The sequence below is a fragment of the Rhodococcus olei genome (genome assembly GCF_039540555.1).
In the GTDB taxonomy this organism is placed as follows: Bacteria; Actinomycetota; Actinomycetes; order Mycobacteriales; family Mycobacteriaceae; genus Rhodococcus_G; species Rhodococcus_G olei.
Genome location: NZ_BAABFB010000009.1, coordinates 40,843 through 65,550, shown reverse-complemented (window position 1 = coordinate 65,550; position 24,708 = coordinate 40,843). Strand labels below are relative to the sequence as shown.

The window sequence follows — 24,708 nt, the reverse complement described above, 5'->3', positions numbered from 1 at the left end:
CTCACCACGGCGATCGTGATACACGTCACCGACATGTCACCCGCGCGACCACCCGACTGGACGCGCGGGTCACCCCCGTTTCACCGCCGCCGACGCTCACCCGCACGCCGGGACGAGCCGCCGCCACGACGCGCTCTCATCGCGACCCCGCCCGCGCCACCAGCGCGGTCAACGCCTCCACCCACAACTCGGTGAACCGATCGACCTCCGCCGCGGACAGGATGTCCGGGGGGAACGACAGGTACGCCGTCAGCCGCGGCCCGTCGGCCGACTCGGCCACCACCGACTGGATGTCGAGGACTGCCTGCGCCGGCATCCGGCTCGTCTCGGCACCGCTGATGTCGTCGGCGTCGAAGTCCGGGAGCCAGCCGACGTCGCGCAGCGCCTCCGGGATCTCGTCGGCGCCGACGCGGCCGATGTAGTTGAACACGATCTGCGGCTCGGGCAACTCCCGCAGCACGGCCGCGGTCACCGGGTTGAGGTACCGGAGCATGCCGTAGCCGATCCCCTTGTCCGGGATCGCCCGCAGCTGATCGCGGACCGCGGCCACGGCGGCGTCGGCCGCCCGGCCGCCGCGCAGCGCGTCGTCGAGGTCGACACCCGCCAGGTCGAGCCGGGCCGGGTACATCGTGGTGAACCAGCCGACCGTGCGGGACAGGTCCGCACCGGGCACGACGGACTCCTCGCGGCCGTGGCCCTCGAGGGTGACCAACGTCGCCGTCTCCTCGACTCCACGACGCCGTCGCCAGACCGCGATCGCCAGCGCCAGCGCGGCCCCGAGAACGTCGCCGATCTCGCCGCCGAGCGCCGCGGGGACAGTGCCCAGCAGGGCCTCGGTGACCTCGACCGGAACGTCCACCTGGGTGCGGGCGAGGGTGCTCACCAGATCCGTCTCCAGGTCCAGGGCCCGCGACCCGAGCAGCGGATCGGTCCCGCCGAGCATCGAGCGCCACAGGTCGAGCTCGCTGACCCGCCCCGCCGCGGTCGCGGCCTCGACCTGTCCGGCCGTCCACCGCCGCAGCGAGGTGCCCACCGGCTCGAGCACCGGCGACCGGCCGGCCGCGACCTGCGCGCCCGCGGAGGCGAAGTCCGGCACCAGGATTCGCCACGACACCGAGTCGATGACGAGGTGATGCGGCACCACGAGCAGGCGACCGGTGGCCGTCGGTGACGGGGGCGCGAACCACACGAACCGAACCATCGCACCGGCTCGCGGGTCGAGACGGCCCAGCGCCGCCTCGAACTCGGCCGAGGCGATCCGCACGAACTCCTCCGTGCCGGGCCCGGCATCGGGCGTCAGGTCGATGCGGTCCACCCACCCGGCGACGTCGCACCCACCGGCGGGCGCGATGTCCAGTGCGGGTGCACCGTCCACGTCGACCAGGGTCGCGCGCAGCGCGTCGTGTCGGTCGACCACGGCCGAGATCGTCGCGACCAACCGGTCCTCGTCGACACCGGCAGGCAGCGTGAGCATCATCGGCATCACGAACCGGCTGTGGTCGCCGCCGCGTTCGATCATCTTGGCTGCCACCGGGTTCAGCGGGACGACTCCGACGCCGCCGCCGTCGAACTCCTCCAGGACCGGGGTCCCGCCGCCGTCGACGACGTCGGCGAGGCCGGCCACCGTGGGCCGCTCGAACACGTCCCGGGCGGTGAACGGCAGCCCGGCGGCGCGAGCACGCGCGACCAGCTGCATCGACACGATGCTGTCCCCGCCGAGTTCGAAGAACGAGTCGTCGACGCCGACCCGGTCGCGGCCGAGGATCCCGGCGACGATCTCCGCCAGTGCTCGTTCGGTCGCCGTGCGCGGCGACCGGTACGCCGCGCTCGCGGCGAACTCGGGCACGGGCAGCGCCCGCCGGTCCAGCTTGCCGCTGCTGCCGAGGGGCAGTTCGGCGAGGCTCACGATCGCGTCGGGAACCATGTAGCCCGGCAGGGTCCGGGCCGACGACGCGGTCAGATCGTCCACCCGGATCGTCGCGCCGGCACGGGGCACGACGTAGGCCACCAGCCGGTCGCCCACGTCACCGCTGTGCACGATCACCGCGGCACGGGCCACGTCGGGGTGCCGCACCAGCGCCGCCTCGACCTCTCCGAGTTCGATGCGCAGGCCACGAACCTTGACCTGGAAGTCGGTGCGCCCGACGAACTCCAGTTCTCCGTCCTCGGTCCAGCGCACCAGGTCGCCGGTCCGGTACAGCCGTTCGCCCGGTCGACCGAACGGGCTCGCCACGAACCGTTCGGCGGTGAGCCGGGCACTGCCGGCGTACCCGCGTGCCAGCTGCGCACCGGCGAGGTGGAGCTCCCCGGCGACGCCGACCGGGGTCGGCCGCAGCCGCGCGTCGAGGACGTAGGCCCGGGTGTTCCACGCGGGCCTCCCGATCAGGGCGGTCGTTCCCCGTGCCCCGGGCCGCACGGTGTGCGAGGTCGCGTTGATCGTCACCTCGGTCGGCCCGTACAGGTTCACCAGCCGCGCCGCGCTCAGTGTCCCCAGACGATCCGCCATCGCCTGCGGCAACGCCTCGCCACCGGCGAACACCTGCCGCAGCGAGACCAGCTGCGCCGGCTTGGCGCTGTCGAGGAACAGTGCGAGCACCGACGGCACGAACTGCACGACCGTCACCGACTCGGACTCGACCAGCTGGGCGAGATACGCGGGGTCGCGATCGCCACCGTGGGCGGCCACGACCAGACGCGCACCGACGACGAGCGGCAGGAACAGCTCCCACACCGCCGCGTCGAAGGTGAACGGCGTCTTCTGGAGCACCGCGTCGTCCGCCCCGATGCCGTGGTGGTCGCGCATCCACACCAGCTGGTTGGCCAGCGCGGCGTGGGTGATCGCGACCCCCTTCGGACGCCCCGTCGATCCGGAGGTGAACAGCGTGTACGCCGGGTTCTGCGGGCGCAGCGCGCGGGTGCGGTCGACGTCGGTGACCGGGTCCTGCGACACCGCGGACAGGTCGAGGTCGTCGACCGTCACGACCGGCACGGTGGATTCGATCCGGCGCGCGTCGGCCGCGACCGCGAGCACGCACACCGGCGCGGCGCTGTCGAGGACGTGCCGGGTGCGTTCGACCGGGTGATCGAGATCGATCGGGACGTAGGCGGCACCGGCCGCCACCACCGCGTGGATCGCGATCACCTGGTCGGTCGACCGCTGCAGGGCGATGCCGACCACCGACTCCGGTCCGGCTCCCAGCGAGATCAGGTGCCGGGCGAGTCGATTGACCCGGGCGTCGAACTCCCGGTAGGTCAGCGTCCCGGACTCCGACACGATCGCCGGCGCCTCCGGTGTCCGCGCGACCTGCGCGGCCACCATGGCCGCCACGGTCTGCGCAGGCACGTCGCGATCGTTGTCGGTCCACCGGTCCAGGACCAGCTCGCGCTCGTCGTCCGCGAGCAGGTCGAGCTCGCCGACCGGGGTCCCGGCCGCGGTCCCGAGCGTCCGCACGATCCGGAGCAGGTGGGCGCCGAGCCGCTCGACCGCGCCGACGTCGAACACGTCGGGCAGGTACTTGAGCACCAGCCGCAGCTCGCCCTCCGACTGTGCCAGCAGGCTGATCGGGTAGTGCGAGGCGTCGTGGATGCCCGCACCGACCACCCGCATCCCGTCGATGTCGGTGTGCGCGGTGAGGCCGTCCTGGTCGATCGGGTACGACTCGAACACGGTCAGCGTGTCGAACAGGCTCCCGATGCCGGCGGCGTGCTGGATCTCCGGCAGGGCCAGGTGGTGGTGGCCCAGCAACGCCGACTGCTCGGACTGCACGCGCACGACGAGGGCCAGCAGCGACTCGCCCGGGTCGATCCGCACGCGGACCGGAAGGGTGTTGATGAACAGCCCGACCATCGACTCGATACCCGTGATCTCCGGCGGCCGGCCCGACACCGTCGCACCGAACACGACGTCGTCGGATCCGGTGATGCCGGCCAGCAGCAGACCCCACGCGGCCTGCACGATGGTGTTCATCGTGACGCCGCGGTCCCGCGCGATCCCGCTCAGGTGCGCGCTGAGGGCGGTGCCGACGGCCAGTTCCAGCTCGACCGGTTCGGCGGTGCCGCCCGCCGCGGCTGGGGCCAGGATCGTCGGCGCGTCGAGCCCGGCCAGCGCCTGCGCCCACGCCGTGCGTGAGGCCTGCCGGTCCCGCTCGGCCACCCAGGCGAGGAAGTCCCGGTACCCGCGCACCCGCGGCAGCATCGAGGCGTCGCCACCGGTCGCGTACAGGACCAGCAGATCCTTCATCAGCAGCGGCATCGACCAGCCGTCGAGCAGGATGTGGTGGTTGCTGATCGAGAGCCGGTGGCTCTCGGGCCCGGTGCGGATCAGCAGGAAACGCACCAGCGGCGGCTGCGCCATGTCGAAGCGGGCGACGCGGTGCTCGTCGAGCACGGTACGCAGTCGCGCCGCGCGCTCGCCCTCGGGCAGCGTCGACAGGTCCAGCTCCGCCCACGGCAGCGGGACCGAGTCGACGACCACCTGGGTCGCGATCCCGTCCTCGCTCTGCACGAACGCGGTGCGCAGGTTCGCGTGCCGGGCGATCAGCGCCTCCGCCGCCGCCCGCATCCGCGCCGCGTCGACGGTGCCCTCGAGATCGAGCACCACCTGCGCGGTGTAGATGTCGAGCGTGTCCTCGGCCAGCACCGAGTGGAAGAACATGCCCGTCTGCAGCGGCGCGAGGGGCCACACGTCGCTCACGCCGGGGTAGCGCGCCTCCCACGTCTCGAGGTCCCGCTGCCCGACGGCGACCAGCGGCACGTCGGACGGCGTCAGCCCTCCGCTGCCCGGGGTGGCCGCGTAGCGGGCCAGCGCGGACGCGGCCTCGACCCACAGGTCCGCGAGTTCGCGCACCTCGGCCTCGTCGAGGATGCCGGTGGCGAACGCGAACCCGGCGCTCAGTTGCGGCCCGTCGGCGGTCTCCGCGGTGACGGCGTTGATGCTGAGCACCGCAGGCGCCACCATCCGGTCGTCCATCGCGCCCCCGAACTCACCGGACTCGCCGTCCGGAACCCAGCCGAGATCCCGGATCTCGGCAGGCAGCTCGACGTTGCCCGCACGACCGAGGTAGTTGAACCCGATCTGCGGGGTCGGGCCGTCCGCGAGCTCGGCCGCCGACTCCGGGTCGAGATAGCGCAGCATGCCGTAGCCGATGCCGTGATCGGGAACCGCCAGCAACTGCTCCTTGACCGCCTTCAGCGCGGTCCCGGCCGCGGCGCCGGCCGCGAACGCCTCGTCGAGGTCGACCCCGTCGAGGTCGAGCCGGACCGGGAACAAGCTGGTGAACCAGCCGACCGTGCGGCCCAGATCGGCACCGGGGACCGCGGACTCCTCCCGGCCGTGGCCCTCGAGGTTGAGCAGCAGCGAGTTCTCGGTGGTGCCGCGGCGGTCGCGCCAGCGGGCCACCGCGATGGCCAGTGCCGCGAGCAGTCCGTCGTTGACGCCGCCGTTGACCGCCTCCGGCACCCGGGTCAGCAGCGCGCTGGTGACGTCGGTGTCGAACGTGACCGACAGCCGGTCCACGGTGGCCACGACGTCGCGCTCGGGGTCGAAGCCGCGCCGGCCCAGCACCGGGTCGGGCCCGGCGAGGACCGAGGTCCAGTACCCGAGCTCGCCGCGGCGCTGCGCGGAGCCGGCCGCGGCGGCCAGCGCGTGCGACCACGCCCGGACCGAGGTCCCGACCGGCTCGAGCTGCGGCTGCTGATCGTGCAGGACCTGGCTTCCGGCAGTCGCGAAGTCCTGCACCAGGATTCGCCACGACACGCCGTCCACGACCAGGTGGTGCGCGAGCACCAGCAGCCGGCCGACGTGCCCGGTCAGCGAAGGTGCCGGATCGAACCAGACGAACTCGACCATCCGTCCGGCCGTCGGGTCGAGACGTCCGGCGGCGGCGTCCAGCGCCGCCGCGACCGTCGACTCGAACTCCGGGGTGCCCGGGGCGTCGGCGAACTCGACGCGCTCGATCAGCTGCTCGGCGCCGTGGGAGGCGTCGGCAGGCAACGCCTCGAACACCCACTGTCCGGCGTCGCCGGTCAGCCGCGAACGCAGGATGTCGTGGTGCGCGAGAACGGCGTCGACGGTCGTGGCCAGCGCCGCGTCCGTGATGCCGGCGGGAAGCGTCAGCAGCATCGCCTGCGAGAAACGCGTGAAGGTCCCCGCCGTCTCGGTGAGCCAGCGCACGATCGGGGTCGGCTCGATCTCGCCGACACCACCGCCCGGCAGTTCCGCCAGGGTCTGCTGCTCCGGCGCCTGCGACGCCCAGACCGCGACCTCGGCGAGGCCCGCCACCGTCTTGCGGTCGAAGACGTCCTTCGCGGTGAACAGCACCCCGGCCGCCCGGGCGCGGGTGGTGAGCTGGATCGAGACGATGCTGTCCCCGCCGAGCGCGAAGAACGAGTCGTCGACGCCGACCCGCTCGACTCCGAGCACCTCGGCGTACACCGCGGCGATCGCCTCTTCCATCGGCGTGGACGGCGCGCGGTGGCTGCCCGTCGACCCGCTGAACAGCGGCTCGGGCAGCGCGTTGCGGTCGAGCTTGCCGGCCGGGGTGGTGGGGATCTCGTCGATCGCCATGATCGACGACGGGACCATGTAGCCAGGCAGGGTCTCGGCGACGAACGCCGACAGCGCGGCGGAGTCGACGGTCTGTCCCGCGACGGGCTTGACGTACGACACCAGCACCGTCTGGCCGGTGCCGGCCCGCTCGTGCCCGACCGTGACCGCGAAGTCGACGCTCGGGTGGGCGGTGAGCTCGGCGTCGATCTCGCCGAGTTCGATGCGGAACCCGCGAACCTTCACCTGGAAGTCGGACCGGCCGACGTAGTCCAGGACCAGGTCCGTCTCGTCCCGGTCGCGGATCCAGCGCACGACGTCGCCGGTGCGGTACATCCGGCTGCCCGGCGCACCGTACGGGTTGGCGACGAACCGTGCGGCGGTGAGTCCGTACCGGTCGTGGTATCCGCGGGCGAGGCTGGGGCCGGCCACGTACAGCTCGCCGGCGACGCCTTCGGGCACGGGCGCCAGCCGGGCGTCGAGGACCAGGAGGTCCACGCCCCGGATCGGCGACCCGATGGTGACGGGTCGGCCGGCGTCCATCGGGTCGGTGGCGCTGCTCCAGATCGTCGCCTCGGACGGCCCGTACAGGTTGAACATCCGGCGGCCCGGCGCCCACCGCTGCATCAGTTCCGGCGGGCACGCCTCACCGGCGACCGTGAGCGTCTCCACGAAGTCGAGCCCGGTCGGGTCGACGGTCGCGAGGGCGGACGGCGTCATGAACGCGTGGGTGACCCGGTGCCGCTTGAGCACCCGCGCCATCTCCTCGCCGCCGTAGATCACGCCGGACGCGACCACCAGCGTGGACGCGGCCGCGAACCCGAGCAGCAGCTCGAACACCGAGGCGTCGAAGCTCGACGACGCGAAGTACAGCACCCGGGACCGCGCGGTGACCCCGAGGCGGTCGCGCTGCTCGGCGACGACGTTCGCGAGACCCGAGTGGGTCACCACGACGCCCTTCGGCAGGCCGGTCGAGCCCGAGGTGTAGATCACGTACGCCGCGTCGTCGATCCGGATTCGGCGACTGCGGTCGGCGTCGGTCACCGGCCCGGGATCGACCGCGGCGCATTCCTGTTCGAATTCGGGTGAATCGAGCACGAACCACGACACGGTGTCCGGCAGCGTGGCCGCGTGCGACGCGGTGGTCACGCCGAGCGCGATGCCGGAGTCGGTGACCATGTGCACGATCCGGTCGAACGGATAGCCCGGGTCGATCGGCACGAAGGCCGCGCCGGTCTTGGCCACCGCCCAGATCGACAGCACCGACTCGACGGACCGCGTGACCGCGAGACCGACGAAGTCCTCGGCACCGACGCCGCGCGAGATGAGCACGCGCGCAAGCCGGTTCGACCGCTCGTCGAGTTCGCGGTAGGTGACCTCGGCACCCTCGCAGACCAGGGCGACGGCATCCGGATCGGCGGTGGCGGCGGCCGTGAGAATATCGGCCAGCGACACCGGCTCGGCGTCGGCGCCGCCGCGGACGGGTGCCAGCTCCGCGCGTTCCGGTGCCGGCATCAGGTCGATGTCCCCGACCGGGCCGGTCGGGTCCGCGGTGACGGCCTCGAGGATCATCCGGAACCGCTGCGCGAAACCGGCGATCGTCCGTTCGTCGAACAGATCGGTGGCGTACGTGAGCACCCCGAGCATCGAGGTCTCGCCGTTCTCGTCGGCGGGCCGGTCCGCGAGCGTGACCTGCAGGTCGAACTTCGCGGCGGCCGGGCCCCCGTCGAGGCCCTGCACCGTCAGACCGGGCAGCTCGAGGTGCGCCTGCTCCACGTTCTGGAAGGCCAGCGCCACCTGGAACAGCGGCGAGTACGCGGTGGACCGCTCCGGCTGCAGGATCTCCACCAGCCGCTCGAACGGCACATCCGTGTGCGTGAAGGCCCCGAGGTCCTGGTGACGCACCTGTCCCAGGAAGTCGGCGAACGACTCGGCCGGATCGACCTGGGTGCGCAGCACCAGCGTGTTCACGAACATCCCGACGAGGTCGTCGAGCGCGGCCTCGCCGCGGCCCTCGATGGCCGTGCCGATCGCGATGTCCTCGGTGGCGCTCAGCCGGGCCAGCAGCACTGCCAGCGCCGCATGCGCGACCATGAACAGCGAGGCATTGTGTTCGCGTGCAAGGACTCCGAGCCGCTCACGCAGCTCGCCGCCGATCTCGAACTCGAAGTCGGCACCGCGCATCGACTGGGTCGAGGGGCGCGGACGGTCGGTCGGCAGCGGGAGCACGGCAGGCAGCCCGCGTAGGGTCTCGCGCCAGTACGCGATCTGCCGGGCGGCCACGCTGTCGGTCGCGTCCTCGTCGCCGAGCAGGGCGCGCTGCCACAGCGCGAAGTCGGCGTACTGGACCGGCAGCGGCTCCCAGCCCGGCTCGAGGCCCGCCGTGCGGGCGCTGTACGCGACCATGACGTCGCGCGCGAGCGGCGCGGTGGACGCGCCGTCCGCCGAGATGTGGTGCACGGCCATCACCAGCACGTGATCGTGCTCGGTCAGGCGCAGCAACCGGGCCCGCACCGGGACCTCGGCAGCGACGTCGAAACCGGCTCCGACGACGTCGACGACCTGCTGGTACAGGGCGGCCTCGTCGGCGACCTCCGCCACCGGAAGACCCGAGAACACCTGCGAGGCCGGGCGCACCATCTGCGCCGGGCCGGCACCGGTGTCCGGGTACACGGTGCGCAGGCTCTCGTGCCGCTCGACGACGTCGGCCAGCGCCCGCTCGAGCGCGGGCGCGTCGAGCTCGCCGGTCAGCCGGATCGCGAGCGGGATGTTGTAGGCGGCCGAGGACGTGTCGAACTGGTTGATGAACCACATCCGGGACTGCGCCGGCGAGAGCGGAACCTGCGTCGGCCGCGGCTGCGGCACCAGGGCGGGTCGGTCGGCGTTCCCCGACCCCGACTGCTCGGCGCGGGCGGCCAACGCGGACACCGTGGGCGCCTCGAACAGCTCACGCACCCCGAGCGCGGTGTCCAGCGCGGCGTTGATCCGCGCCACCACGCGGGTCGCGATCAGCGAGTTGCCGCCGAGGTCGAAGAAGCTGTCGGCGACGCTGACCCGCTCCACGCCGAGCACGTCGGCGAAGATGCCGGCCAGGATCTCCTCCACCGGATCGCGGGGAGCGACGAACTGCTCACCGACGGAACCGAACTCGGGCTCCGGCAGGGCCTTGCGGTCGAGCTTGCCGTTGACGCTCAGCGGCAGCTCGTCGAGCACCATCAGCACCGACGGCACCATGTAGCCGGGCAGACGCTTGCCCGCGAACTCCGAGACCTCCTGCGGGTCGACGCGCATGCCCGGTTCCGCGACGAGGTACCCGACGATCTGGTCGCCGGTGTGCGGGTCGCTGTGGACCAGGACCACCGACTGCGCCACGTCGGGATGGGCGAGCAGGGCGTTCTCGATCTCGCCCAGCTCGATCCGGAAGCCGCGAACCTTCACCTGGAAGTCGACGCGGCCGATGTAGTCCAGCGAGCCCGAGGCGTTCCAGCGCACCAGGTCACCGGTGCGGTACATCCGCTCGCCCGTGTCGGAGAACGGGTCGGCGACGAAGCGGTCCGCGGTCAGGTCGTGGCGCCCGAGGTAGCCGCGGGCGAGCTGGGTACCGGCCAGGTACAGCTCACCGGTCACCCCCGGGGGCACCGGCGCGAGCCGGCTGTCGAGCACGTAGACCCGGGTGTTCCACTCGGGCACGCCGATCGGGACGACCGCGCCGTCCTCCGGACCGCACTCGTGGTGGGTCACGCTGACGGCGGCCTCGGTCGGGCCGTAGAGGTTGTGCAGCGCCGCGTCGCTGAAGGCACGGAAACGCGCGACGGTGTCGGCAGGCAGCGCCTCACCGATGCACAGCACCTGCCGCAGCGCCGACACCTGGGCCGGGTCGACGACCGCCATGAACGCGGTGAGCAGCGACGGCACGAAATGCGCCGTGGTGACCGAGTTCTCGTGCATGACCCGCGCCAGGTACTCCGGGTCGCGGTGCCCGTCGGGACGGGCGACCACCAGTCGGGCGCCCGCGGTCAGCGCCCACCAGAACTCCCAGACCGAGAGGTCGAACGTGGCCGGGGTCTTCTGCAGCACCGCGTCCGCGGCGGTCAACGGGTACTGGGACTGCTTCCAGCGCAACTGGTTGCAGATCGCGCGGTGCGGGACCGTCACGCCCTTGGGCCGGCCGGTCGAGCCCGACGTGTAGATCACGTACGCGGCATTGTCCGGCCGCAGCGGCGCCCGCCGGTCGGCATCGGTGACCGGTCGGGGATCGAGCGCGTCCAGGTCCAGCTCGTCCACCACGACGGTGGCGGTGCCCTCGGGCAGCAGCTGCGCGGTCGCGGCCGTGCCGAGCACGCTCAGCGGCCGGGCGCTGTCGAGCACGAACCGGGTGCGTTCGGCCGGATGGTCCGGATCGATCGGCAGGTAGGCGGCGCCGGTCGTGGCGATCGCGTACATCCCGACGATCAGGTCGATCGAGCGGTGCAGGGCGAGGCCGACCACCGTCTCCGGGCCTGCGCCGAGACCGATCAGGTGGCGGGCCAGGCGGTTCACCCGCTGGTCGAGTTCGCGGTAGGTGAGGGAGGTCCCCTCGAACACCAGCGCGGTGGCGTCCGGGTCGGCGGCGACGGCCGCCCCGAACAGGTCCACCAGGGTGGCGTCCGGCAGCGCGTGGGCGGTGTCGTTCCGATCCACCAGCACGCTCGTGCGCTCCGCCGTGTCCAGCAGCGCGAGATCGCCGACGGGGCGCGCGGGCTCGGCCAGCGCGCCGTCGAGGAGCCGCACGAACTGGTGCGCGATCCGCTCGACCGTCGACTCCGTGAACAGGTCCTCCGCGTAGGTGAACACGCCGGTGATGCCGGCGGCCGACCCGTCCGCGTCGTGTTCGTCCGACAGGATCAGGTGCAGGTCGAACTGCGCGGTGTCGCCGCCCGCCTCGAGCGGGGTGACGGCCAGGCCGGGCAGTGCCAGCTCCGCCCTGGTCGTGTTCTGGAACGAGAAGCCCACCTGGAAGATCGGGTGGTGCGCGGTGGTCCGCGCCGGGTTGAGCACCTCGACCAACCGCTCGAACGGGACGTCCGCGTGCGAGAACGCGGCCAGGTCGCGCTCGCGGACCGCGCCGAGCAGCTGCTCGAAGCTGTGTCCGCCGTCGACGGGGGTGCGCAGGGCCAGGGTGTTGACGAACATGCCGACGACCGGGTCGAGTTCCGGTTCGCCGCGGCCGGCGATCGGGGTGCCGACCGCGATGTCGTCGCTGCCCGACAGCCTGCTCAGCAGCGCCGCGAAGGCCGCGTGCGCCACCATGAAGGCGGAGGCGTTGTGGCGCCGGGCCAGTGCCTCGAGCCGGCGGTGGACCTCGGCGTCGACGGTGAAGTCGACCCGCCGGCCGCGCAGGGTCTGCACGGGCGGCCGCGGATGGTCGATCGGCAGCTCCAGCAGGTCCGGCAGGTCGGCCAGCGCCGCGCGCCAGAAGCCGATCTGCTCGGACACCAGGCTGGCCGGGTCGTCCTCACTGCCGAGCAGTTCCCGCTGCCACAGCGCGAAGTCCGCGTACTGCACCGGCATCGACGGGAACTCGGGCGTGATGCCGGCGGCGCGGGCCGCGTAGGCGAGCACGATGTCGCGCACGAACGGCGCGGTGGACTCGCCGTCGGTGGACACGTGGTGGATCACGGCGGCGAGGACGTGGTCGTCCGTGCCGAGCTCGAACAGCCGGACCCGCACGGGCACCGCGGCGGTGACGTCGAATCCCTCGGTGACCAGGCCGAGCAGCGCCGCGGGCAGCGCGGACTCTGCGACGGGCACCGGGGCGAGGTCGACCGGGACCTCCTCCGCGGGCAGGATCACCTGGTGCGGGCCGTCGGCCGAGTCGGGGTACACGGTGCGCAGGGTCTCGTGCCGCGCGACGACGTCGGCGAGCGCGGCGGCGAGGACCTGCGGGTCGATCGCGCCGCGCAGCCGCACCGCCATCGGGACGTTGTACGCGGGCGAGTCCGGGTCGAAGCGGTTGAGGAACCACATGCGGGACTGGGCCAGCGACAGCGGGATCCGCTCCGGCCGTGCCCCGGCGCGCAGTGCGGGACGGGTGTCCGACGAGCCGACGAGCCGGCCCAGCCGGGCGGCGAGCGCGGCGACGGTCGGCGCCTCGAACAGTTCGCGCACGCCGATCTTGGTCCCGGTGGCCGCGCGCACGCGCGAGATGACCCGGGTGGCGATCAGCGAGTTGCCGCCGAGGTCGAAGAACGAGTCGTCGGCACCGACGCGGTCGAGCCCCAGCACGGCCGCGAACGCCTCCGCGACCGTCGACTCGAGCGGGGTCGAGGGTGCGCGGAACTCGGTTGTCGCCGAAGCGAACTGCGGCTCGGGCAGGCGGGCACGGTCGAGCTTGCCGATCGCGGTGAGCGGCACCTCGTCGATCACGACGACCAGCGCAGGCACCATGTGGGCGGGCAGCCGCTCGGCGACCTGCGCCTTGAGTGCGTCGGCGTCCAGCGCGTGGCCGGTGAGCGGGTGCACGTACGAGACCAGCGCGGTCCGACCGGCCGGGTCGTCGACTCCGACCGTCACCGCGAAGTCGACCTCGGGTGCGGCGGTGAGCGCGGCGTCGATCTCGCCGAGCTCGACGCGGAAGCCGCGGACCTTGACCTGGAAGTCGCTGCGGCCCACGTACTCGATCGTGTGATCGGCGGTCCAGCGCACCACGTCTCCGGTGCGGTACATCCGCTCACCCGGTGCACCGTGCGGGTTCGCGACGAAGCGCTCGGCGGTGATCCCGAAGCGGCCGTGGTAGCCGCGCACCACGCCGGGGCCGCCGATGTACAGCTCGCCGGGCACGCCGCGCGGCACCGGCCGCAGCCGGCCGTCGAGCACCATCGCCGACACCCCGGTCATCGGGGCACCGATGGTCACCCTCTCCCCCGCGACCAGCGGGTCGGTGATCGTGACGATCACCGTGGTCTCGGTCGGGCCGTAGGCGTTGCGCATGTCGTGGCCGGGCGCCCAGCGCGCGACGAGCTCCGGGGTGCACACGTCGCCGCCGACGATCACCGTCTCGACGGTGTCCAGGCCGGTCGGGTCGACGGTCATCAGCGCGGTGGGGGTCATGACGATGTTCGTCACGCGCTCCGCGGCCACCAGGTCGGCGAGTTCCTCGCCACCGAACACGTCGGCCGGCGAGACCACCAGCGTCGCGCCGGACGTGAAGGCCGCCAACAGCTCACCGACGGAGGTGTCGAAGCTCGGCGACGCCACGTGCAGGAACCGGGAGGTCCGGGACACCCCGTACTGGACCCGCAGGTCCGCGGCGAGGTTCGCCAGCCCGCGGTGCGGCACCAGCACGCCCTTCGGCTTGCCGGTCGAGCCGGAGGTGTAGATGACGTACGCGGGCTGGTCGACGTGCACCGGCGCCGTGCGGTCCCGATCGTCGATCGGGTCGGCAGGCGCGGCCTCGATCAGGGCCGCCGTCTCCGGGTCGTCGAGCACCAGCCAGTAAGCGGCAGGCAGCGCGTCGCGCTGCGCGGACGTCGTCAGGCCGAGGACCGCGGCCGAGTCCGCGAGCATCTCGGCGATCCGCTCGGCCGGGTACTTCGGATCCACCGGCAGGTACGCGGCGCCGGTCTTGGCGATCGCCCAGATCCCCAGGACCGATTCCAGCGACCGGCGCACCGCCAGCGCCACCACCGACTCCGGTCCGGCGCCGCGCGCGATCATCACGCGCGCAAGGCGGTTGGAGCGCTCGTCGAGCTCGCGGTAGGTCAGCTCCGTCCCGGCGTGGGACACCGCGATGCCCTCGGGGTCGATCGCGGCACCCGCCGCGTACAGCTGCGCGAGGGTCGCGGGCTCCGGCAGCGCCGAACCGGCGGCAGGCGCGGCGATGCGCTCGTCGTCGTCGAGGATGTCGATGTCACCGAGCGCGACGTCCGGGTCCGCGACGACCGCGTCGAGAATGCGGACGAAGCGCCGCGCGAAACCGCGCACGGTCTGCTCGTCGAACAGATCGGTGGCGTAGTCGAAGACCGCGGCGATCCCCGCCGCCGCGCCCCGCTCGTCGTAGCTCTCGGCGAGGCTCAGCTGCAGGTCGAACTTCGAGATGCCCAACGGCGTGTCGATCGCCGTCACCTGCAGCCCGGGCAGTTCCAGCGCCACGTCCTCGTTGTTGTCGAGGGACAGCGCGACCTGGAACAGGGGCTGGTGCGCGGTCGAACGCTTGACGTCGAGCACCTCGACGAGCCGCTCGAACGGAACGTCCGCGTGGCCGAAGGCCTCGACGTCGGTCGCCCGGACGTCGGAGAGCAGATCGACGAAACGGGCGTCCGGGTCGACCGACGACCGCAGCACGAGCGTGTTGACGAACATGCCGACCAGGTCGTCGAGCGCGCGCTCGCCTCGACCGGCGACGGGCGTGCCGATCGCGACGTCGGAGGTGCCGCTGAGCCGCTCGAGCAGTACCGCGAGCGCCGCGTGCATCGTCATGAACAGGCTCGACCGGTTCGCTCGGGCCAACGCGAGCACACCGCGGTGCAGGCGCTCGTCGATGTCGAAGGCCAGGGTCGTGCCGCGCAGGGACTGCACCGCCGGCCGGGGCCGGTCGGTCGGCAGTTCGAGCAGTTCGGGCAGCCCGGACAGGGCACGGCGCCAGTGCTCGATCTGCCGTGCGAGGGCGGACTCGGGATCGTCCTCGTCGCCGAGGAACTCCTGCTGCCAGAGGGCGAAGTCCGGGTACTGGACCGGCAACTCGGCCCACGCGGGCGCGGTCCCGGCGGACCGGGCGGCGTAGGCGACCACGACGTCACGGAACAGGGGCGCCATCGAGGCGCCGTCGGCGCTGATGTGGTGCACCACCACCATCAGCACCCGCTCGTCGGGGCCGATCTCGACGATCTCGACCCGCACCGGAACCTCGGTGGTCACGTCGAATCCGCGGGTGGCGGACGCCGCCAGCAGCTCGTGCAGCTGCCGTTCGTCCGCGACCGTGGAGGTGCGGATCCCGGCGACCACCCGGTCCACCGGCACCACGAGCTGGTAAGGACCGTCCTCGGTGTCGGGGAACACGGTGCGCAGCGACTCGTGGCGCTCGATCACGTCGGTCAGCGCGGCGTGCAGCACGGCCGGGTCGATCTCGCCGCGCAGACGCAGTGCCAGCGGCATGTTGTAGGCGGCCGACTCGGTGTCGAACTGGTTGATGAACCACATCCGGCGCTGGGCAAGCGACAGCGGGATCCGTTCGGGACGGGGGCGCCTGGTCAGCTCCACCCGCGCCCGGGTCCCGCCGGACCCGTTTCCGACCAGGAGGGCCAGTTCCGCGACGCTCGGCCCCTCGAACAGTTCCCGCACGTTCAGCTCGACGCCGAGCGCCTCGTTGACGCGGGCGACGACCCGGGTGGCGCTGAGCGAGTTGCCGCCGAGGTCGAAGAAGGACTCGTCGACGCTGATCCGGTCCGCCCCGAGCACGTCGCCGAAGACGCCCGCGATGACGTCCTCGACCGGCGTGGCGGGAGCCCGGAACGCGCCCGCCCGGGCGCGCAGTTCGGGCTCGGGCAGCGCCTTGCGGTCCAGTTTGCCGCTCGCATTCAGCGGCATCTCGTCGAGCAACATCACCGTGTCCGGGATCATGTAGTCCGGCAGGCGCTGCGCGGCGGCCGCGAGCACGGCGTCGACGTCGACGGTCCGGTCGCGCGCGGGAACGAGGTAGGCGGCGAGGACCTGCGTGGCACCCTCACCGGCGACCGCGACGGCGGCCTGCGCGACGTCGGGGTGCTCGTGCAGCACCGACTCGATCTCGCCGAGCTCGATCCGCAGACCACGCAGCTTCACCTGGAAGTCGGTGCGGCCCAGGAACTCGAGCTCTCCGTGGTTGTTCCACCGGACCAGGTCGCCGGTCCGGTACATCCGCTCACCGGCGGCGCCGAACGGGTCGGGAACGAAGCGCGCCGCCGACAGTCCGGGACGGTCCTGGTATCCGCGGGCGAGCTGGACACCCGAGAGGTACAGCTCGCCGGCCACCCCCTGGGGAACCGGGCGCAGGCGCGGGTCGAGCACGCGGGCGCTGGAGTTCAGCAGGGGCACACCGATCGGAACCACCGAGCCGAACGGCAGCTTCAGTTCCGAATACGTTGCGGTGACGGTGAACTCGGTCGGGCCGTAGGTGTTGACCAGCTCGGCGGAGCTCACCTCCCGGAACCGGGTGATCAAACCGGGCAGCAGGGTTTCGCCACCCGCGACCACGAACCGCACCGAGTCGAGAACGTTGCCGAACTCGCCGGAGAGGAACACGTCGAGCATCGACGGCACGAACTCGACCACGGTCACGCCCTGACCGCGGATCAGCTCGGACAGGTAGTCCGGTTCACGGTGCCCGCCGTGGCGCGCGATGACCACCCGGCCGCCGACCAGCAGCGGGGCCAGACACTCCCACATCGACACGTCGAACGTGTACGGCGCCTTCTGCACCACGTTGTCGGTGGCGACGAGGCGGTACTGGTCGATCGTCCACTGCATCTGGTTGGTCAGACCCGCGTGGGTGCACACCACGCCCTTCGGGCGCCCGGTGGACCCGGACGTGAAGATCACGTAGGCACCGTTGTCGGGAAGCAACGGGGCGGTGCGGTCGGCGTCGGTGATCGGCCCGGGGTCGACCACGGCCGGATCGCAGTCGTCGACGGACAGGACCGGCGCGTCGGCGGGAAGGTCGACGCCCTCCCCCGTGGTCAGCACGAACCGCGCGCCCGACGCCTCGAGCACGTACGCGGTGCGTTCGGCGGGGTGCTCCGGGTCGAGCGGAACGTAGGTGCCGCCGGACTTGAGCACCGCGTAGATCGCGACCATCGCCTCGACGGACCGGCGCATCGCGATCGCGACCGGGACCTCCGGTCCGACACCTCGCGAGATCAGGTGCCGGGCAAGGCGATTCGACCGCTCGTCGAGGTCCCGATAGGTGACCTCGACCCCTTCGTAGTACAGCGCGACGGCGTACGGCGTCGCGGCGGCCTGCTCGGTGAACCAGTCCACGACGAAGCGCTCGGCCGGCGACCCGCCGCCGTCGTCCGCGACCAGGCCGGCCAGCACGGCGGCGAACCGCTGCGCGAACTCCTCACCGTCGCTGCCGTCGAGCAGGCCCGGGACGAGCGTGGACAGGGCCACGGTCACGGCCGCCTCGGCACCGACGCCCATCGCACCGAGGGTCTTCGCCAGCTCGGTCGACTTGTCGTGCAGCTGCTTGTAGGTGACCTCGATCCCGTTGTGCGAGACCGCCACCTCGTTCGGGCGCAGGCCGGCCGCGGCGTCGAGCAGTTCGGGCAGCGGCCGCGCCAGCACGTCCGCGGAGACCTGCTGGGCGGCGAGCCCGCCCTGACGCGGGTCGGCCTCGACCGCCTCGGCCCGCTCCTGCGCGGTGAAGATGTCGATGTCCCCGACCACCACGTCGAGGTCGGCGACGATCGCCTCCAGCACCCGGACGAACCGTTCGCCGATCGTCCGCGCGGTCACCTCGTCGAACACGTCGGTCGCGTACTCGACGTAGCCGGCGATCCCCGCCGCCGCGCCGTCCTCGCCGACCTGCTCGTCGAGGGTGATGCCGAGGTCGTACTTCGCCGGGCCGTCCTGGTCGGCGAGCACACTGACCGTCAGGCCGGGCAGCTCCACCGTCGGCCGTTCCATGTTCTGCAGGCTCAGCATGACCTGCGTGAACGGGGCGAACGAGGACGAGCGGGTCGGCCGCAGGGCCTCGACGACGCGCTCGAACGGGACGTCCGCGTTCTCGAAGGCGGCCAGGTCGGACAGCCGGGTCGCGACCAGCAGGTCCCCGAACCGGCCCTCCGCCGGCACCGGGGTGCGCAGCACCAGCGTGTTGACGAACATGCCGACGAGGTCGTCGAGCTCACGCTCGCCGCGACCCGCGACAGGTGTCGCGATCGCGACGTCGTCGGTGCCGGCCAGGCGCGAGAGCAGCGCCGCGAACGCGGCGTGGACGACCATGAACAGCGACGACGTCGTCTGCTGCGCAACCTCGTTCAGCGCGGTCTGCAGGCTCGGTTCGATGTCGAACTCGACCACCCCGCCCGCGGCGGCACGGACCGCGGCACGCTGCCGGTCCAGCGGCAGTTCGAGCACCTCGGGGAGTCCGGCGAGGGTCTGCTCCCAGTGCGCGAGCTGCGCGCCGGCGACCGATTCCGGGTCCTCGTCGTCGCCGAGCACCTCCCGCTGCCAGAGCGCGAAGTCCGCGTACTGCACCGCGAGCGCCGGCCACTGCGGGGCGGCACCGCCGGTGCGGGCGCCGTAGGCGAGCACCAGGTCTCGGGCCAGCGGCGCCATCGAGGACCCGTCCGCCGAGATGTGGTGCACCACCACGACCAGCACGTGTTCGGTCGCGCCGAGCGCGAACAGCGCGGCCCGGACCGGAACCTCGGCGGTGACGTCGAAGCCGGCCCCGGCCAGCTCGTGCACCCGACCGAGCAGGTCGGCCTCGTCCGCGACCGGCACGACGGGCAGCTCGGGGGCGAACTCGGCGGCCGCCCGGATCCGCTGGTACGGACCGTCGACCGAATCCGGGTACACGGTCCGCAGCGACTCGTGCCTGCCGATCACGTCGACGATCGCCGCCCGGAGCGCCGCGAGGTCGAGATCACCCGACAGGCGCAGCCCGAGCGGGATGTTGTAGGCGGCCGACGCCGGGTCGAAGCGGTTGACGAACCACATGCGCTGCTGGGCGAGCGAGAGCGGGATGCGCTCCGGCCGCGGCTGCGGTGCGAGCGGCGGACGCGCGGCGTCGTCGACACCGATCAGGTCCATCCGCCGGGCCAGGGCCGCGACGGTGGGCGCCTCGAACAGCTCCCGCACCGCGGCCTTGACGCCGAGCGCGGTGTTCAGCCGCGAGATCAGCCGGGTCGCGGTCAGCGAGTTGCCGCCGAGGTCGAAGAAGGAGTCGTCCAACCCGACCCGCTCGGCGCCGAGCACCTCCTCGAACACCGCCGCGATGGACTTCTCCAGCGACGTTGTGGGAGCACGGAACTCATGGGTCGGCGCGAAGTGCTCGGGCACCGGCAGGGCCCGGCGGTCGAGCTTGCCCACCGGGGTCAGCGGGATCTCGTCGATCGCGACGAACGTCGACGGCACCATGTAGCCGGGCAGGGAGCGTCCGGCGAACTCGGCCAGCGCGGCGGGCTCGACGGTGCGGCCGGCGGCCGGCAACACGTACGCCACGAGCACGGTGTCCCCGGCCGGACCGGGCACCGCGGCCGCGGACACGAACTCGACGTCCTCGTGCCGTGCGAGGACCGCCTCGATCTCGCCGAGCTCGATCCGGAATCCACGCACCTTGACCTGGAAGTCCGAACGCCCGACGTAGGAGACCTCGAGGCCGGCGGCCGTCTCCACCCAGCGGACCACGTCACCGGTGCGGTACATCCGCTCACCCGGCTCACCGTGCGGGTTCGCCACGAACCGGTCGGCGGTCAACCCGCCGCGGCGGTGATAGCCGCGGGCCAGGCCGGGGCCCGACAGGTACAGCTCACCCGTGACACCCACCGGGACCGGCCGCAGCCGGCCGTCGAGGACCAGGGCGCGCACGCCGCGGATCGGGCCACCGATGGTGACCCGGTCACCCGCGACCATCGGGTCGCTGATGTTCGTCATGATCGTGGTCTCGGTGGGTCCGTACCCGTTGTGCATCCGGCGTCCGGGAGACCAGCGGTCCACGAGCTCGGCGGGCACCGCCTCGCCGCCGGCGACGACGACCTCGAAGTCGTCGAGCCCGGCGGGGTCGACGGACGCCAGCGCCGCGGGGGTGACGAAGGCGTGCGTGACCCGGTGCTCGGCCAGGAAGGCGGCGAACTCCGGGCCGCCGTAGACGTCCGCGGGCACGATCACCATGGTCGCGCCGGCGCCGACCGCCAGCAGGAACTCGAGCACCGACGCGTCGAAGCTCGGGGAGGCGAAGTGCAGGGTGCGCGACGCCGTGGTGACGCGGTAGCGCTCGCGCTGCTCGGCCGCGAAGTTCGCGAGCCCGCCGTGGGTGACGACGACGCCCTTCGGGGTGCCGGTGGTTCCCGACGTGTAGATGACGTACGCGCTGTTCGCGGGCGTCGGGACGGCGCGCCGCTCGGAGTCCTCGATCGGGGCCGCCGACCGAGCCGCACACGCGGCGGCGAAGTCGCCGTCGTCGAGGAGCAGCCACTGCAGATCCGCGGGGAAGGCACCGACCTCCGAGGAAACCGAGATCCCCAGCGTGACACCGGAATCGGACACCATGTGCGCGATCCGATCGGCCGGGTACCGCGGGTCGACCGGCACGTACGCGCCGCCCGCCTTCGCCACCGCCCAGATCCCGAGCACCGACTCGATAGACCGGGTGACCCCCAGCGCGACGAAGGTCTCGGGTCCGACGCCGCGCTCGATCAGCACCCGAGCCAGCCGGTTGGAGCGTTCGTCGAGTTCGCGGTAGGTCAGCGACCGCCCGCGGAAGGTCACGGCCTCGCCGTCGGGGTTGCTCGCCGCCGCGGTGGCGAGCAGGTCGGCCAGCGTCGCGGGGGCCACCCCCTCCGGTCCCCGGACCGGCGACAGCGCGGCCCGTTCCCGCTCGTCGAGGAGGGTGATGTCGCCGACGACCGCGTCCGGATCGTCGGCGATCGCGTCGAGGATGCGCAGGTAGCGATCGGCGAATCCGCGCACCGTCGCCTCGTCGAAGATGTCGGTGGCGTGGGTGAACACCGCCGCGATGCCGTCCGGCCGCCCCTCCGGCGACCAGCTCTCGGCCAGGTCGAGGGACAGGTCGAATTTGCTGAACTGCACGTCCACCGCGCCGCCGGCGACCTCGAGCCCGGCGAACTCGAGCGCAGGCACCGCGTTGCGCTGATGCGAGAGCATCACCTGGAACAGCGGGGAGTGCGAGGTGGAGCGGACCGGGTTGAGCACCTCGACGAGCTGCTCGAACGGCACGTCCTGGTGCGCGAACGCCGCCAGATCCCGGACCCGCACCTGGTCGAGCAGCGCACCGAACCCGGCGCTCGCCTCGACCTCGGTGCGCAACACGAGGGTGTTGACGAACATCCCGACGAGGTTGACCAGCGCCTCGTTGCCGCGGCCCGCGACCGCGGTCCCGATCGTGATGTCCGAGCTGTCGCTGATCCGGGACAGCAGGACGGCGAGGGCGCCGTGCAACACCATGAACAACGACGCGTTGCGGGTGCGGGCGAGGGCCTCGAGCCGGCGGTGCAGGTCCGCGTCGATCGTGAACTCGACCGCGCCACCCGCCATCGACCGGGTGGTCGGCCGGGGCCGGTCGGTCGGCAGCGCGAGCACGTCCGGAGCCCCGGCCAGGGTCGACGACCAGAAGTCGACCTGCCGCGCCGCAACGGAATTCGGGTCGTCCTCGGCACCGAGCAGCGCCCGCTGCCAGATCGCGTAGTCGGCGTACTGCACCGGCAGTGCGGGCCACGCGGGGGCACCACCCTCGACCCGCGCGGAGTAGGCGAGCATCACGTCGCGAGCCAGCGGCACGGTGGACCCGCCGTCGGCGGCGATGTGGTGCATGACCAGGACGAGGACGTGTTCGGTGGGGCCGGTCCGCACCAGCGCCGCCCGCAGCGGCGGGGCGTCGACCAGGTCGAAGCCCTCCGAGGCGAACGCGAACAGCCACCCGTCGACGTCCGCAGGCGCGACGTCGACCGGAACCAGCTCCGGCGCCACCTGCGCGGCGGGCAGCACGACCTGATGCGCGCCGGCATCCGACTCCGGGAACACCGTCCGCAGCGCCTCGTGCCGCTCGATCACGTCGGCCAGGGCACCGCGCAGCGCGGCCTCGTCCAGCTGTCCCGTCAGCCGAACCGTGAACGGGATGTTGTAGACCGGAGACTCCGGGTCGTAGCGGTTGAGGAACCACATGCGCTGCTGCGCCAGCGACAACGGCAGCCGCTCGGGCCGCTCCCCGGCGACGAGCGCCACCCGCGGCGCGCCCTCCGCCTCCAGCTCGCCGACCCGAACCGCCAGTCCCTCGACCGTGGGTGCGTCGAACACGTCGCGCATCCCCACCTCGACGCCGGTCGCGTCGCTGATCCGGGCCGCGATGCGCGTGGCCCCGAGCGAGTTCCCGCCCAGGTCGAAGAAGGACTGGGTGACACCGACCCGGTCGACCCCGACGACGTCGGCGAACACACCGCAGATCAGCTCCTCGAGCTGCGTGCGCGGTTCGACGAATTCTGTTCCGGTGTCACCGAATTCGGGCTCGGGGAGCGCGCCGCGATCGATCTTTCCGCTGGCGTTCAACGGCATCGCGTCGAGTACCGTCAGCACGTCCGGGACCATGTGCGACGGCAGGACCACGCGCAGCTCGTCGGCCAGCGACCGCGGGTCGAGCACCGCGCCCGCGGCGGCGGTCACGTAGCCGACCAGGTGCTGCTGCCCGGCGCGTTCGTGGACCACCACGATCGACTGCAGCACCGACGGGATCGCGGTCAGCGCGGCCTCGATCTCGCCGAGCTCGATCCGGAGTCCGCGGATCTTCACCTGGAAGTCGCTGCGCCCCATGAACACCAGCTCGCCGTCGCCGCGCTGGCGGACGATGTCACCGGTGCGGTACATCCGCGACCCGGGAGGCCCGGACGGATCGGCCACGAACCGCGACGCCGTCAGCCCGGCCATGTCGCCGTAACCACGGCCGACCGCGGGACCCCCGATGTACAGCTCGCCGACGATCCCGGCCGGCAGCGGGCGCAGGCGCGCGTCGAGGACGTGGTGCACGACGCCCGGGATCGGGCTGCCGATCGGCACGGGCAGGGTCTCCGCGTCGACCGTCGACAGGTCCAGCCGGTAGCTGGTGGTCACGTCCGACGCCTCGGTGGGCCCGTACGAGTTCAGGACCGTGACGTCGGCGCCCACCAGCGCGGCGTACGAGGAGGGCCGTACCTGCTCACCGCCGAGAATCACGGTCGACAACGTGCGCAGCACCCGGTCGGTGTCGAGGTCGACGAGCACCTCGAAGGCACTCGGGGCCATGTTGACGATCTGGATCCGGCCGGCTCCGACCTCGCGCAGGATCTCCTGGGGATCGAACAGTTCACCCGCGAGCCGGAGCACCGCACCCGACGTCAGCGAGGCCCACACGTTCTTCTGGGTCAGGTCGAACAGCGGGGAGCTGGCGACCAGCACACCGGCGCCGGGCTGCAGGTCGAGGGTGTCGCGATACCACTGCCACGTGTTCGACACGCCGCGCATCGCGACCAGTGTCGGCTTCGGACGGCCGGTGGACCCGGAGGTCGAGATCACGTACGCCAACCGGTCGCCGGCCCCCTCCGCGCCCCACGGATCGGGAAGGTCCGCGTCGTCGCGGGCCCCGATCCGGGCCGCGGTCTCGGGATCGTCGAGCACGATCGTCGCCGGCAGCTGGGCCTCGCTCCGGCCCGACCAGGCGGTGGTGGTGACCACCGCACGGGCCCCGCTCGCGGCGAGCAGCCCGGCGATGCGCTCGACCGGCCAGTCCCGGTCCAGCGGCGAGTACGCGGCCCCGACCTTCCAGGCCGCGAGCATGCCGACGACCCAGTCCAGCGATCGCGGGACGACGAGCGCGACCACGTCGCCGGGCCCGACTCCCCCGGCGGCCAGCTCGCGGGCCAGCCGGTTCGCGCGCCGGTTCAGGTCGCCGCGGCCGGTCTCGACTCCGCCCGCTGCGACGGCCACCGCGTCGGGGTCCTGCTGCACCCATTCCTGCCAGAGGGTCGTCGCGGACGCGAGCGGCCATCCGTCCGGCCCCGGACCGTCCGCGGCGGCCTCGACGCCACCGGAGCGCGCGTCGTCACGGATCCGGTCGAGCACGGCGCCGATGCCGCCCTCGGCCGCGACGATCGTCGGGACCAGACCGGTCAGCACCACCGACACGATCGCCTCGTCGTCCATGCCCCGCTCGGCGAGCGCCCCCGCCAGGACCTGCATCCGCTGCTCGAGCTCCGCGTAGGTGACCGACAGTCCGTCGACGGACACGACCACCGCGTCCGGACGATCCGCGGCGAGAGCGGAGATCGAACGGGTCAGATCCGCAGCAGACAACAGGTCCTCCGAGCTTTCGAACATCAACTATTCGTTTACGTACTGCCGCTTGGGTGACACGCGAGTCACGCGACGCCGCACGGCAGGTCTGGCAGGCACAGGCAGCAGCACGCGGGCAGCACCGAGCCGCCCGCGACCGCAGTCCA

The 24,708-nt window shown here is 72.5% G+C and carries 1 protein-coding gene; it reads right to left on the bottom strand.

Going from position 1 to position 24,708, the window contains the following annotated elements; genetic code table 11:
• Positions 1 to 136: 136 nt before the first annotated feature.
• The gene (locus ABD951_RS01310; protein ID WP_345341282.1) at positions 137 to 24,586 is read right to left on the bottom strand and encodes a non-ribosomal peptide synthase/polyketide synthase; all 24,450 of its coding nucleotides are present in this window, start codon (positions 24,584 to 24,586) and stop codon (positions 137 to 139) included.
• Positions 24,587 to 24,708: the final 122 nt, after the last annotated feature.